14 protein-coding genes and 1 pseudogene are annotated in these 16,825 nt (G+C 44.3%); 7 read left to right on the top strand and 8 right to left on the bottom strand.

The window, feature by feature from the left end:
- The first annotated feature begins 32 nt into the window (after positions 1 to 32).
- The 3 genes from AC6I8U_RS07920 (at position 33) to AC6I8U_RS07910 (ending at position 2,114) form a co-directional block, all read left to right on the top strand.
- Positions 33 to 1,049, top strand: a complete 1,017-nt coding sequence (locus tag AC6I8U_RS07920) for a DUF2817 domain-containing protein (RefSeq protein WP_498018261.1) — start codon at positions 33 to 35, stop codon at positions 1,047 to 1,049.
- Positions 1,031 to 1,777 carry an alpha/beta fold hydrolase gene (locus tag AC6I8U_RS07915; protein ID WP_498018260.1) on the top strand — a complete coding sequence of 249 codons (747 nt, stop codon included), beginning with the start codon at positions 1,031 to 1,033 and terminating at the stop codon, positions 1,775 to 1,777. The genes AC6I8U_RS07920 and AC6I8U_RS07915 overlap by 19 nt, the downstream gene beginning before the upstream one ends.
- Before the next feature lie 82 nt (positions 1,778 to 1,859).
- Positions 1,860 to 2,114 (top strand): hypothetical protein, encoded by a 255-nt coding sequence (locus AC6I8U_RS07910; RefSeq protein WP_234495988.1) that lies wholly within the window; start codon positions 1,860 to 1,862, stop codon positions 2,112 to 2,114.
- A 24-nt stretch (positions 2,115 to 2,138) separates the two neighbouring features.
- Here the strand turns inward: AC6I8U_RS07910 and AC6I8U_RS07905 are convergent, their stop codons facing one another.
- Positions 2,139 to 2,774, bottom strand: coding sequence for a LysE family translocator (locus tag AC6I8U_RS07905; RefSeq protein ID WP_234495987.1), 636 nt, complete (start codon positions 2,772 to 2,774; stop codon positions 2,139 to 2,141).
- Between the two features lie 151 nt (positions 2,775 to 2,925).
- On the opposite strand from AC6I8U_RS07905, the gene AC6I8U_RS07900 reads away from it, so the two are divergent.
- Complete coding sequence (locus tag AC6I8U_RS07900) at positions 2,926 to 4,407, top strand: carboxypeptidase M32 (RefSeq protein WP_498018259.1); 1,482 nt, start codon at positions 2,926 to 2,928, stop codon at positions 4,405 to 4,407.
- A 176-nt stretch (positions 4,408 to 4,583) separates the two neighbouring features.
- Here the strand turns inward: AC6I8U_RS07900 and AC6I8U_RS07895 are convergent, their stop codons facing one another.
- The 4 genes from AC6I8U_RS07895 to AC6I8U_RS07880 all read right to left on the bottom strand — a co-directional run bounded on the left by AC6I8U_RS07895 (position 4,584) and on the right by AC6I8U_RS07880 (position 8,582).
- On the bottom strand, positions 4,584 to 5,258 hold the full coding sequence (locus AC6I8U_RS07895; protein WP_498018258.1) for a DUF6933 domain-containing protein: 675 nt from the start codon (positions 5,256 to 5,258) through the stop codon (positions 4,584 to 4,586).
- Positions 5,259 to 5,260: 2 nt separating this feature from the next.
- Positions 5,261 to 5,797 carry a hypothetical protein gene (locus tag AC6I8U_RS07890; RefSeq protein ID WP_498018257.1) on the bottom strand — a complete coding sequence of 179 codons (537 nt, stop codon included), beginning with the start codon at positions 5,795 to 5,797 and terminating at the stop codon, positions 5,261 to 5,263.
- A gap of 76 nt (positions 5,798 to 5,873) precedes the next feature.
- Positions 5,874 to 6,188: a hypothetical protein gene (locus AC6I8U_RS07885; protein ID WP_498018256.1), complete on the bottom strand. Its 315-nt coding sequence runs from the start codon at positions 6,186 to 6,188 to the stop codon at positions 5,874 to 5,876.
- A 36-nt stretch (positions 6,189 to 6,224) separates the two neighbouring features.
- A complete protein-coding gene (locus AC6I8U_RS07880; protein ID WP_498018255.1) occupies positions 6,225 to 8,582 on the bottom strand; it encodes a TOTE conflict system archaeo-eukaryotic primase domain-containing protein in 2,358 nt (785 codons plus the stop codon).
- Positions 8,583 to 8,767: 185 nt separating this feature from the next.
- Here AC6I8U_RS07880 and AC6I8U_RS07875 point away from each other — a divergent pair, with 185 nt between their 5' ends.
- From AC6I8U_RS07875 to AC6I8U_RS07865, 3 genes and pseudogenes are all read left to right on the top strand, one after another.
- A complete protein-coding gene (locus AC6I8U_RS07875) occupies positions 8,768 to 8,932 on the top strand; it encodes a hypothetical protein (protein WP_498018333.1) in 165 nt (54 codons plus the stop codon).
- A gap of 203 nt (positions 8,933 to 9,135) precedes the next feature.
- On the top strand, positions 9,136 to 10,167 hold the full coding sequence (locus tag AC6I8U_RS07870; RefSeq protein ID WP_498016718.1) for an IS630 family transposase: 1,032 nt from the start codon (positions 9,136 to 9,138) through the stop codon (positions 10,165 to 10,167).
- An 11-nt stretch (positions 10,168 to 10,178) separates the two neighbouring features.
- A pseudogene (locus AC6I8U_RS07865) lies at positions 10,179 to 10,448 on the top strand (carboxypeptidase M32); the annotation flags it as partial.
- A 107-nt stretch (positions 10,449 to 10,555) separates the two neighbouring features.
- On the opposite strand, the gene AC6I8U_RS07860 reads toward AC6I8U_RS07865, so the two are convergent.
- The 3 genes from AC6I8U_RS07860 to AC6I8U_RS07850 all read right to left on the bottom strand — a co-directional run bounded on the left by AC6I8U_RS07860 (position 10,556) and on the right by AC6I8U_RS07850 (position 16,620).
- The gene (locus tag AC6I8U_RS07860) at positions 10,556 to 11,074 is read right to left on the bottom strand and encodes an outer membrane beta-barrel protein (protein ID WP_252014513.1); all 519 of its coding nucleotides are present in this window, start codon (positions 11,072 to 11,074) and stop codon (positions 10,556 to 10,558) included.
- Between the two features lie 172 nt (positions 11,075 to 11,246).
- Entirely contained in the window at positions 11,247 to 15,083 is a 3,837-nt protein-coding gene (gene hrpA, locus AC6I8U_RS07855; protein WP_498018332.1) for an ATP-dependent RNA helicase HrpA, read from the bottom strand.
- Between the two features lie 205 nt (positions 15,084 to 15,288).
- Positions 15,289 to 16,620 (bottom strand): MipA/OmpV family protein, encoded by a 1,332-nt coding sequence (locus AC6I8U_RS07850; protein ID WP_498018254.1) that lies wholly within the window; start codon positions 16,618 to 16,620, stop codon positions 15,289 to 15,291.
- Positions 16,621 to 16,825 lie beyond the last annotated feature (205 nt).

Here is a 16,825-nt window from a genome sequence, read left to right as displayed (position 1 = left end):
TCTAAACTTAGCTTAAAACACTGAGTTTATTTATGTTTGTCGCAACGCCTAAAGAACTAGAACACATTGAAACGTACGCTGAGCGCTACGATGAATTGTCGCTGACAACGCTCGCGTACATCAAGCATGGTCAACATGAGTTTCCAGTACAAATGCTTTCATTGGGCACAGACAAGCCTTCTGCACCTTGCCTTGTTTTAACTGGTGCTATTCACGGCGTTGAGCGAATTGGAAGCCAAATCATTCTGTCTTTTCTGAAAAGCTTGTTAAGGCGTGTCGAGTGGGACAAGCAAATACAGGAAACCTTAGACACTATAAAAATCATCTCTATCCCAGTCGTCAACCCATGGGGTGTTGCATTGAAAAATCGCTCAAACCATAGAGGCGTGGATTTGATGCGCAATGCCCCAGTCCACTCTACCAACCCTCGCTATCAGTTGTATGCGGGGCAATCAATAAGCTCTAAGCTTCCTTGGTATCGAGGCAATCCAATAGAGATGGAACGGGAACTCACTGCCGTATCAACATGCATACTCAACCTTGCACGACAGTCGTCAGCGACCATCGTACTAGACCTACACAGCGGTTTTGGTACCAGAGATCGCTTATGGTTTCCTTTTGCGCATCACAAACGGCCACCTAACAACCTCCATGAGTTTTATCTGCTCTATTCAGTGTTCAGAAAGAGCTACCCACATTACAAACTCTATCAGTTTGAGCCTCAGTGGCATCAATACACCACACACGGAGATTTTTGGGATTGGATGCATTTAGAGCATTACAAAGACTCCACCTCCCCCTTTGTGCCACTGACGCTAGAGTTAGGGTCATGGCTTTGGGTTAAGAAGAACCCTATGCAATTACTGAGCTTTAGTCAGTTATTTCACCCCACCAAACCACACAGAATAAAACGTGTCGAGAGGCGACACAGTACCTTGCTTAACTACTTGATGCAGGTGCTCAGCAACGACCTTTTGCTCAATATTACAGATAAGCAGCAAGAGAAATTGACAAGGAAAGCGACGAATTTATGGTACCCATCGTCTTAGTTAGAGGCTTGCTCAGGGAAGCAGGACACTGGCATTTTTTGGTTGGAGCATTAAAGGAGCTTGAGCCGGATTTGCACATTTACACACCTAACGTACCCGGTAACGGAGACCTGTATAAGGAAATAAGCCCTCTACAAATAGAGCAAATGTTGGACGCTGTCATAGAGCAATTGCCACCTGATATAGGCAGTTACCATATCATTGCCATTTCAATGGGATCAATGCTGGGTTCATGCTGGGCACACCAAGTTCCTCAAAAGGTGGCTAGCTTAACTCTTATCAATCCAAGTTTCGCTCGATTCAGCCCAATTAACGAACGCTTTAATCTAAAAGAGATTCCTAGACTCCTAATTTCAAAGCTTCGCGGTTCTCAGGCATTTGAAAAAACCATACTAAATATCACCTATCCAAACCACGTTCTCAATCCGAGCATACTTTCGTATCACCTGGCTTTAAATGAAAAGCATCCCGTTAAGTTCTCCAACGCGCTCAGACAGCTTTTCGCCGCTGCTCGGTTTGCGGGACCGGAAAACTCTCCGTCATGCCCTACTCAAGTTATCACAAGCAATGACGATAAATTAGTGAATAGTTTAGCGGGAAAACGTATCGCTGAAGCTTGGAAAGTCGCCCATATTCCCTTTGATAGTGACGCGCATGATCTTCCAGCGGACTCACCCACAGAATTAGCACAATATTTGCTCCATTGGGTAAAAAAAGCTGGGGCTTAATGGAACTTGTGTCGTGAAATGGTAACTAAACAATCATTGGATTCTTACAATACAACAAGCGTTTAACTTCTATTGGATTAAAATGTTTCGAATCACTTGTTCACTAGCGATGTTACTTATCTTGGCAGGCTGCGCGTCTCACAATCAGTTTGCATCTGAAAAAGATCTACACCATCACAACACAGAAGCGAGAAACTTCTGTAAGCAAATGGAAGATGGCGACCACTACTATCAATGTTTCGATAGATACCTGTTAAAAGGCTCTTCTGTCACCATGCATCAATTTTTGCGCACTAAGCGCTCACTTGAGCAGGCTATCGATACTCGATCAAGCTAAGCTTCCTAGCCGACTGTCTAGACGTTAAATAGTCGGCTCTTCCAACAACAGTTTTACCCCTAGTCCAACCAAAACCAAGCCCGTCGTTGCTTCCATCCAACGGATGAATTTAGAGCTTTTCAATAACGATTTAGCTGAATTAAGCATTCCTGACAGACCACACTGCCATGCCATCGCGATGATAAAATGAATACTCGCCATAACCATTGATTGTACAAGCGGTGAGTACTCTGGGTTAATGAACTGCGGCAAGAACGCTAAGTAGAACACGGCTGTTTTCGGGTTCAAAACATTAGAAAGAAAACCCTCTCTCAAAGAACGCTTTCCTTGAACTCGTTGCTCACGCCCTTCGCTGATTGACATTGCAGAGGCATTTTTTAACGATCGAAGACTCGAAATACCCAACCAAATTAAGTATGCCGCCCCTACACTTTTCACCAAGGTGAATAACTCCGCAGACTGAGTCAGTATCACCGAGATTCCGAGCGCCGAAAAGCTTGCGTGGACAAATAGACCGAGACAAATCCCTAAGCTCGTCACCGCACCATCATGAAAACCACCTCTTGTGGTATTTCTGATCACCAAAGCCGTATCAAGACCGGGGGTGAGAGTAAGAATCGTGATCGCGATTAAAAAGGCTTCGAAATTGAGAATATGCATATGGATAAGGGCAAAAGTAGAACAATAGTCTGATTCTGCTCCAATGCGTATTAAAAAGCCATCAACATTTTACAACTTGATAGCATTATTCTTTTCGCAACCTATTGTTAATGTTAACGTATAGCCATAGTTCTAACGACAGGTCACAGACATGGAAAACTACAATAAACTCGTTGAGCACTTTAAAACCATTGCCAATTTTGGTCATCTTTCGGCTATCTGCGGCTGGGACGCTGCCGCGATGATGCCATCAGGTGGCAACCAGGCACGTTCAGAAGCGATGGCGCAACTTTCTCTTCATATCCATCAATTATCGACGGCTCCTCAATTAGGCGAATGGTTTGATAAAGCAGAATCAGACAACTTAGATGCCAAGCAGCAGGCAAGCTTGGCAGAGATGAAACGTCAGTGGCGCTTAAAAACAGTTGTCCCGGAAGATCTAGTGAAAGCTAAGTCTCTCGCTGGATCGAAATGCGAGCATGCATGGCGGACGCAGCGTGGTGAGAACGACTGGACGGGGTTTTGTAAGAACTTTGAAGAAGTCGTCAATCTATCTCAGCAAGAAGCGCAGATTCGAGCTGAGCAGTCTGGATTAACGCCTTATGATGCCATGCTTGATATTTATGAGCCCGGAGTCAATTCTAAACAGCTCGATACCTTGTTTGGTGACTTAATATCATGGCTGCCTAGCCTTACTCAACAAGTCATTGAGAAGCAAAAATCCGAGTCCGTCTATTTGCCAAACGAGCGCTACGCGACGGCAGAACAGAACGCGCTTGGTTTGGATGTAATGAAGTTGCTTAACTTCGATTTCGACCATGGTCGCCTCGATATTAGCTCACACCCATTCTGCGGAGGTGTCCCTCAAGACGTCAGGATTACAACGAGGTACGATGAATCTGATTTCGTTCAATCACTGATGGGAATCGTACACGAAACCGGTCACGCGCGTTATGAGCAAGGGCTACCAGCCGAGCTTTCTGGGTTACCTGCAGGTGAAGCACGCTCGATGGGTATTCATGAATCTCAATCGCTATTTTTTGAAATGCAGTTAGGTCGTAGTGAGGGCTTCATTGCTCACCTTTCTCCACTCGCACAAAAACACTTTACGTCGAATGATGCGCAGGTATTTCAACCAGAAAACCTTCAAAAGGTCTACACACGCGTACAACCAGGCTACATTCGTGTAGATGCCGATGAGTTGACCTACCCTGCTCACGTTATCTTACGTTATGAAATCGAGCGTGACCTTATGAACGGCAAGATTTCCTTCAAAGATATTCCAGAGCTATGGGATAAAAAGATGCAGCAATATCTTGGTCTTTCTACTAAAGACAATTACAAAGATGGCTGCATGCAAGATATCCACTGGACAGATGGAAGTTACGGATATTTCCCAAGCTATACGTTAGGGGCTATGTATGCTGCTCAGTTCATGGCATCAATGAAGCAAGCTTTGGATGTAGAAAAAAATATTAGAGATGGTGATTTATCACCAATTTTCAAATGGTTGCATGACAAGATCTGGAGTAAAGGCAGCTTACTAACAACCAATGAACTGGTCATGTCCGCCACTGGTGAAACGTTAAATCCTGAACACTTTAAAGCTCACTTAAAAAGTCGTTACCTCTAATTAGGTTACTTACATGTACTCTGTTTTTACACTGAGTACATGTCTTTTTCCTAGAAGGAAACTATCGAATTCAGGCCTTCCAAACATAAGAGGGAGGAATGCAAGCGATCGGGTAACATCATAGGCACTATCCGATATTTTATAGAAGCCTTGCATGTAGGATATCTCTGTCGCTATCAATGTAGTACAACTTCACCATCACACGATTCAATAATCGCATCAAGATTAAAATTAGCCAGCCAAAAAGAGAAAAAGCGCTCATGAGCAAAAAAATGATTTTTCTCACCTTTGCAAGTTCTAGGTATACCCGATGCAGTTACACTAAAGTACACGCAATCGATAGGTTTGGTAATCGCTCCTTCTTTAGCGCACACAGCTTCAAGGTGCCACTTCACCTCTTTTAAATGAGCTTGCACACTTCTATCACCTCTTTGATGAAACCAGCTGGTCTGGCACTGCATATCATAGCCTTGGATGTAATCGCTGCCCTGTTCAACTGTCATCTGATGCTTATCAGCCCAATAACGGAAATTCGCCTTCAACTGATTTTCAAACGCATCTAAAAATCCCATCTCATTTCCTTGGGCTTCTGCTGGAAATATCACGCAATATCGGGAAGCGTAATCCATCACGAGCATATACTTTTTCTTTTTAATTGAGGCGCAGTCCACCACCCACTGCCATTGAAATCCATCATTGATTCTGGGATCTACATCATCAGGAAAAACAGGAAACAGGACTGACTCCTCAATAGTTCTGTGAGGAGCTGGCTCCAAACAAGACCTCTTTTTCCTATCAAAGACGAAAGAAAAGTGCTCTGCCGCCGCTTTTGTGCAGTTAAAAACCAACATAGCTAATCTCGTTCAGCCAACAATAGCGTTTGCTTTGATTCACCTGCTTCAGAAGTCAATACGGGAAACAGCATTGAGTAAGGAACAGTCCAGGCAGTATTGTTTACCAATACAACTGCCCTCTTCGGATTTAACTTCGACACCTGACCAATGTACTCTTGGTTGTCTTTATTATTGATAAAACCTACCGTTTCACCAATCGCTAACTCAGCTTTTGACAGTCCCACTGCTTTATTGGATACCAAGGTTGTTTCAACATGGTCTAGATTGAGGAAATAAAAAGGAAGCGACCATTGCTGCCCAGTATCTTGCTCACGGACTGATACTCGGCTGCGTCCTACCTTCAGAACTGTACAAAGCACCGCTTTGTTACGCTCAGTGCAAAAATATTCAACAGCCATCCCCACTTGAATTTTTCTTTTTAAAACAGTCGTCCTCTCTGGGTCTTCAAGCACTTTTTCAATTGCTGATTTTAACCGAAACAGCTCGAAATCTGTGGCTGATTCCAGCTCGTCAAATATGTGTTGGATGTTCATCATTGGCTCTGTGTTGGTAGTGAATTTTTTGCAGTAATGCGCAACCGTTTAAGATCAGTATATTTCTGCTCTGGTTCTTCTAGAGTCGTGCAAATCGGGACCGTACTATCCCTGTTATGAGTTCATGGAGATTTTCATCTTCTCGCTTTACTTTACCAATCTCCCAGTAGTTATTGAACTGGGCAATAGAATAGTTACAGTTCTCACCATCAAAATAAATACAGTGTTGACCGACAATCGCGAGCACCCATGAATACTCCTCCACGTTTTCGGTTGTGTGCTCCCATATCTGGGGTGAAGGCAGCTTAATAAAACGCCAGAAACTCTTATCCAATCCTTCCATTATCATCTCTTCATGGCAGATCAGTTCGGCTAGTTTTTCATCACTATACACAGGGACTCCTTTAAATACCCTTAGAATAAGCGTGCTTTACTCAGTAAACAGTTTCTCTTGTACATCAAACACACCCTCATCGAAACCCAATGCCTTGTATCCACGACTGCGCCTGGTATACATTTTTGCCAACATTGGGACTTTCATATCTACATAATCGATAACGCGGATTTCCGCCTTACCATCATACTCCCGCTGTATTCTACCGACATACTGAACAAGCGCTCCTTTCCAGGATACTGGCAATGCCAGTACTAAAGTGTCAAGTCTAGGTAGGTCAAAACCCTCCCCGATAAACCGCCCAGTTGCTACCAAAACCTGAGTCGTCGCTAGCTTTTGATTAACCTCATCGCGATCTTTCTTTTTCATTGCTCCAACTAACACCTCATTCTGAATTTTCCTCTGGGTTAGCATCTCACTGAGCAATTTCGCATGCTCTCGACGTTCTGTAAGAACGATAGGAACGCGCTCTTGTTCCACTTCTGCTTCAATGTCACTGACGATTTGCAGATTTCTCATTTCATGCTCAATCAACCATCTATACACATCCGCGATATGTGGCCGAGGGTCTTGAGTTGTTAGTTGAAGCGGTGGTTCGAAAAGAACCTCCTTCTTTTGAAGGGATTGAATAAACTTCACTGAACTGGACGAAGCAATGGTATGTCTTACCCTCCCTGCCTGCATAAAAATTATTGGCTGATGACCATCTCTACGCTCCAGCGTCGCACTAATTCCCAATACGTATTTAGCGTGAACCTCACCCAATAGTCTTTCATACTGCGGTGCAGACAGGTGGTGGCATTCGTCTATGATGATCTGGCCATATACATGGACAACAGGATTCACCGTATTGTCACTGCGGTTAAGCAGACTTTGATAGGTTGCCACGTCAACAGCCTTTGTCGGCTTTTTCTTTGAGCCTGTAATCACCCCTACCTCAACACCTGTCGTAAATGCCCTTAGCCTTTCCTGCCATTGCTCTACGAGTTGCTTATTGTGAACAAGAATTAAAGTATTGACCTTTCTTTTACACAACAGGCCGATTGCTGTTACGGTCTTGCCAAATGCTGTAGGCGCATGCAAAACGCCAATATCAAACTTAGAAACCGTTTCCACCGCTTTCTTTTGCTCCTTCCTAAGTTCGCCACTGAACTTGATGCTGCTAAGTCGACTTCCTGATCTTCTTTTATCATCAACAAATAAACTGATGTCATACTGTTCGAGTAATTCGCAAATATCATCAACGCAGCCTCTTGGCAGTACAAGGTATTCACCATCGATTTCTGCCAGCGATATATATCTGGATATTCCGTTCGTAGACAGTCGTAGTCCCTGAGCTTTGAAAAACTTAGGATTCGAAAAAGATGCCAGCTTTTTTAACCTGGCAATCAGAGCATTTGGCAATGTTTCGATAGGGATATAGATTCTGTTCGCCAACGTTATATTAATACTGTCTGGGCATCCTGATACAACCGAAGAAGTTGCTGGTAAGTTTCTCTCCCACGGCGGCTGTGTGGAATCCGCTGTATCATTATCAGAAGACTGATTTGAATCATAAGACGTTACGAGCTTTGTCAGGGCAGCAACTGTCAACTTTTCGGTTGAGGCCAGTATTTGCCATTGATCTTGATAAGATGAAGCCTCTCCATCAATAAATTCAGAATTACCATCTGCTCTTGCACCCTTCTGAAGCGGCAGAGCTATCAAGTTACCTATTCCAGCTACAGGCAATACATCTTGATTGGGGAAAAGACGGTCGTAGGAGTCAAACGACAATGCACCATGGATTTGCATAGCTTGATCAAGTAGCATAAAGCCCAGCTTTCGCGCACTGGCTGCATCCACTCTAGTGTCGAAGAAAATCCATACATGAGCACCATTTCCTGAACGAGAGCGCTCAAGCAGGAAGTCTATCTCATTTCGTCGGCATGCCTCAGCATAGGCCAGTGAAGCTTCTTTCCAGTCTTTCTTATCGAAATCAACGGCTAGAAACCAGCAGTTACTGTCAGCATCCATAGGGTAAATACCAATAATAGATTTTCCCGATAAATGATCATATATGGCTTTTTTATCAAGAGGCTTGAATGATTGGTTCGGACATTCGAGACATTTGACTTTGGGCTTGTTGCATAACCCTTGCTGCCATTCATTATTGCACGCAAGCGAATACCCCGAACGCCCTTGTTTATTTTGCCAGCGAACCCCATAGCAACTGGAATTTCCACGAAAGTAGCGTTGAAATAGCTCAATCTTTAGCTCAGGTGACATAGTATTGCAAAAGTCTGAAGACTCGGTACTCTTCGAGGCAATAAGCTGTTTCCGTTTATTCTCAAGCAGTGCCAGCTCTGATTTAAGAGCCGATATCTTCTGATCTAGAGCACTAAGTTCATCCATGATGTTACTACCTACCCTGTGATAAATTCATAGTAGAAAACGTGGCTTCTCGCACTACCATGTAAATATAACTGTATACGATAACACACAAATCCCCACTGCCTTGCCAGGTAAGCTTAGCGTGTTCTGATTGTCGATTAAAGCCACTTACTCCAAAGCAATCAACGTCTTAATGTACAACTGACATTTTACACTGTAGAGGCGCATTCGGATATTTCCCACTCTACACTCTAGTCGCTATATATGCGGCTCAGTTTATGGCATCAATGAAAGCAACTGTTTATGTGGGTGCTGCTATTCGCAGTGGTGATCTTTCATCCATCTTTAACTGGCTTTCAGAGAATATCTAAAGCAAACGCAGTTAGCTGCCCATTTGCACACTTCCATCAATTAAAGTTCCGTGCAAATACTGAACTTTTCAAGAAAAAGTAATTTCTCATTTGTGGCCGAGATTCCGTAAGCCACGCAGAATAAAATGAAAGGAATTAGTGTTTATACCCGTGATCATTGAAGACGCTTGATTTTTCCTGAATAGAGGATCATGCTAGCAACTATGAAAATTACTCTGACCAATGAACAAAAGCAGGAACTAAAAATCCAGCACAGCACAACGCGTGACGGACGAGTTCGTGACCGTATAAAAGCGGTTATTCATGCGAGTAATGGTTGGTGCCCCGAAGAAATTGCAGACGCACTTCTTATTCATGAATCCACTGTTCGACAACATATCAAAGATTACCTAGAGTCGAACAAGCTCAAGCCTGAAAATGGCGGTTCACAAAGCTATCTATCGGCTCGGCAAACCCAAGAGTTGGTTCAGCATCTAACTGAAAATACATACCACCATTCGTCCGAGATTATTGCGTACGTGTTTGAAAGGTTTCAGATTCACTATAGTGTTCCTGGCATGAACAAATGGCTTCATCACAATGGTTTCAGCTACAAGCAGCCGAAAGGCGTTCCACATAAGTTCGATGAGGAAAAACAGCAAGCGTTCATAGAGGCTTATGAAGCACTGAAAGCAAGCTGTGGCGAGGATGAATCGATAGTGTTTATCGATGCCGTTCACCCCACACTGTCAACCAAACTCTCCCATGGTTGGATACGTACAGGTCAAAGTAAAGTTCTGGACACAACAGGTAATCGTAGCCGATTGAACATTGTTGGTGCTCTGAACCTATCAGATATTGGAGCGACCATTGTTAGCGAATACGACAGCATTAACAGTGAAAACATGGTTCGATTTTTCTGCAAACTCAGAGAGAGCTACCCGCTAAATCACAAGCTCCATGTCATCTTAGATGGAGCTGGATATCACCGCAGTGATTTAGTCAGAGATGCGGCATTTGTCCTTAATATTGAACTGCATTATCTCCCACCTTACAGCCCGAATCTTAACCCAATAGAGCGGCTTTGGAAGGTTATGAACGAGAAGTCAAGGAATAACGTTTACTTCAAAAGTAAACGGGATTTCAAGGAAGCCATTACCCAATTCTTTACGGTGACTCTTCCAGAGATTGCAGGCTCGCTGACGTCTCGAATCAATGATAATTTTCAGGTGTTCAAGCCTGCATCTTCAAGTTGATTGGGTATAGTGTTCACTGGACAGATGGCGCGTTCGGTTACTTCCCGTCATACACACTGGGTGCGATGTATGCTGCTCAATTTATGGCAGCGATGAAACAAACTGTGAATGTTGATGACGCCATTAAATCTGGAGACCTCACACCGATATTTACTTGGTTGTCTGAAAACATCTGGAGTAAAGCGAGCTTGTTATCAACCGACTCATTGGTCAAACAAGCGACCGGAGACGTCTTGGACGCCAAATTCTTCGAGGCGCATCTGCGTTCGCGCTATCTGTAGTGGCTTATTTGGTGCCACTCATGATTCCAACTAACACAAGCAAATAATTGCTCCAAAACGAAAAAAGCGACCTAAAAGGTCGCTTTCAATAACTCATCTGACAATGATTAGAAGATGTGAAGAGTCGCGTTAATAGTAAAGCTATCTAGATCTTTGTCTCCAGAGAACGTCGTTTTAACGCCGTTAAAACGCTGCCAGCTTGCACCGATTGAAAGCATGTCAGTTACAAAGTACTCAGCACCCACACCGTACATGATGTCAGTACCGCTATCGCTGCCGTTCAAGCTGCCTTTGTAGTCTGCGTTGTAGTAGTGAAGACCACCTTTCGCATAAAGCTGGATTGGACCAATATCGATACTTGGCTTAAGCGCTGCGTACCAAGAACCCAGTTCAGCGTAACCAGTCGCACCGTCGTTAGCTGTCATATCGTAATTACCGTGCTTCCAGTAACCACCTTCAATACCGATGATTGGTAGGATACCAGTACCAACATGGAAACCCATTGGTGTATCGCTATTACCATTGTATTCAGCACGACCAGCTGAAACACCACCGTACAACCAAGCATCAGCGAACGCAGATGTTGAGGCACCAACAAGCGCAAGCGCTAAAAGTGTCTTTTTCATTTGTAACCTTCTTGTTTAATAGAATGCGGCGAATCCAATCAAAGCCACCGCGGAGCCTTATATATCACACACTATATCTCGTGAGAAACCGATAAGTTTTAATTTTTGGTAAAACCTTCATGTTTCTCAGAGACATAGATCAAAAATTTTGAGTAAACTCAACAATTCCGGCTTAACACGCGTCTATCGCATTTAGTACACGCTTGTCTGATACCGGGTACGGGGTACCGAGTTGTTGAGCGAAATAACTGACACGCAACTCTTCGAGCATCCAGCGAATCTCTTTAACGTTCTCTGGTATTTTCATACCTTTCGGGATCTTGTTCAGCAATTCTTTGTAATCTTGTGTTACCGATTCAACTTTAAGCATGTGCATGCGATCTCGATTCGGGTCGATCGGCAGTTTTTCCATCCGTTTTTCAATCGCTTTCAAGTAGCGCAGAATGTCTGGAAGTCGTTTCCAGCCACATTCAGTCGCAAAACCTTTGAAGATCAAACCTTCTATTTGCGCCTTAATGTCAGACAGTGCAAACGCCATCGAGAAGTCTACACGCCCCTTAAGCTTTTTATTTATGTTGAATGCGGTAGTTAGAATGGTTTCAACTTGCTGAGCAATATCAACCACCGTATCACCTAACTCACCTCTTACATGCTCTTTTAATGCTTCAAACTTATCTGAATCCCAAACAAGTCCGCCCTGACCTTCTATAAGCTTATCGATACCGCAATCTATACAGTCATCAATCAGATCGAGTACTTTGCCGTAAGGGTTAAAGTACAGACCAAGTTTCGACTTATTCGGTAAATTGGTGTGCAGGTACTTGATCGGTGATGGCACGTTCAGAAGTAACAACCTACGTTGCCCTTCTTTCATCACCTGCTCTTGCTCTGCTTCTGTTTCGAACAGCTTGATCTCAACACTGTCTTTGTTATCAACTAGCGCTGGATAAGCTTTGACATCAAACCCACCACGCTTTTGAGAATAGACTTTCGGCAGTTCACCAAAGCTCCATGTGTGCAGACCTTGCTGTTCAATATCGTCATCAGCAACTTTAGAAAGCGTCGCTTGAACCTTGTCTTTTAAACCCTCTTTTAGCTCGTAAAGATCGCGATTTTCCTTAAGCTTGCGGTTACGGTGATCGACCGCTCTGAACGTAACGCGCAAGTGTTCAGGTAACTGGTCTAGATTCCAGTCATCACGTAACACTTCAACTCCGGTCATACGACGAAGTTCTTTCTCCAGAGAATCAAGCAGTGGCGCTTCCATTGGCTTCGCTCTTGCCAAAAACGCGTCGGCGTAGTTTGGTGCTGGAACGAAATTCTTACGAAGTGTCTTAGGTAGCGCTTTAATAAGACTGACCACCAATTCATGCCGCAGGCCAGGGATTTGCCAGTCAAATCCATCTTGATCGATCTGATTTAAAATCGGCAGTGGTATGTGAACAGTGACACCATCGTTATCTTCTCCAGGCTCAAACTGATAACTCAGCTTGAGTTTGAAACCAGCTTGATGCCAGAAGTTTGGATAGTCGAGATCGGTAACATGGCTAGCGTCACCTTTAAACAGCATCTCTTTCTCGAAATTAAGCAGCTCTTTATTGGCTTGGCTCGCTTTCTTCCACCAAGTATCAAAGTGTCGCCCGGATACCACTTCGGTTCCAACACGCTGATCGTAAAAATCAAACAGCTCATCGTCATCGACCAAGATATCTCGACGGCGAGACTTATGTTCTAACTCTTCGACTTCTTGTAGAAGTTTTCGGTTTTGTTTAAAGAATGCGTGTTTTGTTTCCCAGTCACCTTCTACCAGAGCACTACGCACAAACAGCTCACGACTGATGACAGGATCAATTGCGCCATAGCTGACCAAGCGCTTCGGTACAATTGGCACTCCATAAAGCATCACTTTTTCATGAGCCATTACTGCAGCGCGTTTTTTAGACCAATGAGGTTCGCTGTAGCTTCGCTTAATTAAGTGTTTTGCTAGAGGCTCAATCCATTCCGGTTGGATCTTAGCGATAATTCGACCCCAAAGCTTAGAGGTCTCCACCAGTTCCGCAGACATAATCCACTTAGGTTGCTTCTTAAACAAACCAGAGGCAGGGAAGATGTGAAAACGTGCGTTACGAGCGCCTTGATACTCATTCTTCTCTTGGTCTTTAACACCAATATGCGATAACAAGCCAACCAGTAATGCGCTATGTACTGCTTGGTAGCTGCCCGGCTCTTGGTTTAGCTTGGCATCCATTTCGCGCATAGCCTGGTGGATTTGGAAATAGACATCTTGCCATTCACGAACACGCAAATAGTTCAAATAGTCTTGTTTGCACTGCTTACGGAACTGATTGCCTGATAACGCTTTTTGTTGTTTTTGGATGTAGTCCCATAGATTTACAAACGTTAGAAAATCCGATTCTTTATCGAAGAAACGACGATGTTTATCATCAGAAGACTGCTGTTTGTCACTCGGACGCTCACGCGGGTCCTGAATCGACAGTGCCGACGCGATAACCATGACTTCTTTCAAACAACCCAAACGCGGTGCTTCAATGACCATTCGCGCCAGACGAGGATCAATAGGCAGGCGCGCTAGCTTGCGACCTATCTGCGTGAGACGCTTTTTAGGATCTTTGGCTTTATCGTTGATCGCGCCGAGCTCTTCAAGCAAACGAACACCATCTTGGATGTTACGCTTGTCTGGTGCTTCCACAAAAGGAAACGCCTCGATATCGCCTAATCCAAGCGCCGTCATCTGCAAAATAACAGAGGCCAAGTTGGTACGCAGAATTTCTGGGTCGGTAAATTCTGGGCGCGACTCAAAATCTTCTTCTGAGTACAAGCGAATACAGATCCCCTCTTCCACACGACCACAACGACCTTTACGCTGATTTGCACTTGCTTGTGATACAGGCTCGATTGGAAGACGTTGTACCTTAGTACGGTAGCTATAACGACTTATGCGTGCAGTACCAGGGTCAATCACATATTTAATCCCAGGCACCGTTAACGAGGTTTCAGCCACGTTTGTCGCTAGGACAATTCGTCGACCCGCATGAGGCTGGAAGATCTTGTTCTGCTCGCCAGCAGACAAGCGCGCGTAGAGCGGTACGATTTCCGTATCACGAAGGTTGCGCTTACCCAAGGCATCGGCGGTATCGCGAATCTCTCGTTCACCATTCATAAAGATCAAGATATCGCCTAGCCCTTCGTCACACAGCTCGTCGACTGCTTCAAAGATGCCTTCTAACTGATCTCGGTCACTGTCATCATCGCCGCGAAGTGGACGATAGCGAGTTTCAACGGGATAAGTACGACCGGACACTTCAATAATTGGTGCATCGTTGAAGTGTTTTGAGAATCGTTCTGGGTCAATTGTTGCCGAGGTAATGATGACTTTAAGATCGGGACGCTTAGGCAACAGCTCGCGTAAATAACCAAGTATAAAATCGATGTTTAGACTGCGTTCGTGCGCCTCATCGATAATGATGGTGTCATATTGATTGAGAAAACGGTCGTGCTGAATTTCGGCCAGCAGAATACCGTCCGTCATCAGTTTAATTTGTGTGTTGCCTGAGATCTGGTCGTTAAATCGAACTTTATAACCCACAAACTCGCCTAGCGAGGTTTCCATCTCTTCCGCGATACGGTTGGCAACTGAGCGTGCAGCAAGTCGTCGTGGCTGTGTATGACCGATAAGCCCGAATTTACCACGACCAAGCTCTGAACAAATTTTCGGTAACTGGGTGGTTTTACCTGAACCCGTCTCACCCGCTACGATAACAACCTGATTTTCTTCAATCGCTTTTGCGATATCGTCTTTTTTCTGGCTAACAGGCAGTAATTCAGGGTATTCGATATGTCGTGATTGCGCAGCACGCTGCTCTGCGTCCATCATCGATTTAGCAATGTCCGCAGCGATCTCATCGAATACGGCGGCTTGAGCTTCTGGTTTCTTAATTTTTGATGCGCCAGCGATGCGCTTACTTAAACGAAAACGATCGCGGATCATGCAGTCTTTTAGTGCTCGTTTTAGAGACTGTGCATTGTTGGCTTTCGCTTGTGCTGGCTGATTGGAATCATGAGAGGAAGTCAAAACATTCCCTAGTATTTTTTCTTATTAAAACTGGCGCGATTGTAGCACAGGTAGTGGATGTGGGTTAACTCGGGCGGATACAAAAAGCTCCGCATTTCGCGGAGCTATTGTTCAATAATTCTTAAAAGTGGTACTGCAGGTAAACCGTACTGTAGTTACTGCCGCCCTTGATACGACCAAACTGCGAAGACGCTTCAAAGATAGCGCTGCGGTGGTGCAAAGAGTAACCAAGCCACAAGTCTTCGAGTTCTGGCTTACGAATCAGAGAACCAATGCTAAGATCGTAGGAGATATCGATGTAGTTCATCAGATGACTTGCACGCTTCTCTTTCTTATCCATCTCTGACTGTTCGATATACGTAATATTATCGATATACGATAAACCATTACCTACACCCAAGCGCATCTTCACTGGCCAGTTAATGGTGTAGTAGGCTTTGATAAGCGTAACAAATTCGGTACCTGAGTCTTGTACTTCCGAGTTCCAGTGATGGGCAATACCCGGACTCAAGTAGATATCAAGAGGTAAACCAAACAGTTCATCAGTAAGTGGGTGTCCATAGAACACCGAAGTCACCTGGTTGTTATATGGGTCACGTTTACCTTTAAAAGTAAGAATGTCACCCATGTCTGACGGTGAAGCCCAACCGTGTGCCACTCTCACATAAGGCTTAGTGCTGATGTCACGGCTTACTTGCTTGGCTTTAGACGTGCTCTTTTTCTTTTCATTAAAGAAACCGAAACCGACATAGACTTCGCCTTCAAAGCGCTCTTTGACCACTGAGGAGTGATACGCCGCGTTATCCAGCATGCGAATATTCGTTGCACCTAATAGGTACAAATTTGATGTGACGTGGTAACGCGCATCAACACCCATCGCGTAATCGACACCACCAGATAGGTTGTCGACCGTATCACGGTAAGTGCCGTAGTACTGAGTATTAAAGTCAGCATCTTTGAAACGCAAAGTGACATTAGGACGAACTTCGAGGTCGCCATAGTCCAACAAACCTTGTAGGCGGAAGTTAGCATGGAAACGATTGTCACCATCCGTCATCAACTCCGCGTCATAATGCCACACAGGGTCAAAGTTATAACGCATTTGCAGACCGTAATCAGCGGTATCACCACCAACGGCATTTTGTTCATCTTCAGGGATATCGATGAATCGCATACGCGTTATCGCGTTGAACTCTAATTGTTTATCATCCGTTTTATAGAGGTGGGCACCTGCCATGGTACCGTCAAGAAAGACATAGTCGTTCTTAAAGAACATCATGGGAATGAAAGTACTTACAGTAGCATCACCGCCTTTTGTATCAAAAGGGATGTTGGCTGTACGCCAAACTGCTGCAATACCCCACTCCGCTTCTTGCGCAGACTCTTCGGCTTGTGCAATGGACGTTGCCATCATGGTTGCCGTAATCGCTAGCGCGAGATTTTTCTTAATCATGTCTTGCAGTTTCTCCAACTGGAAATGTTATCAATCAGTAAAAAAAGGGTCGAGAGCACGTGTTTGGGATGGTAAATAGCCTAACTTGTAAGGCTAATGCCAATTTCGCTTACAACGCTATCTCTTAAGAGAAGAGTTGTTATATTATGTTGTTATTACACTTATTATGTCACCTAACTGTGATTATCCGATACAGCTCAATAAA

It is taken from the genome of Vibrio sp. KUL80, assembly GCF_059725495.1.
The sequence above is the reverse complement of the archived record's forward strand: the minus strand, read 5'-3'. Positions and strand labels throughout refer to the sequence as shown.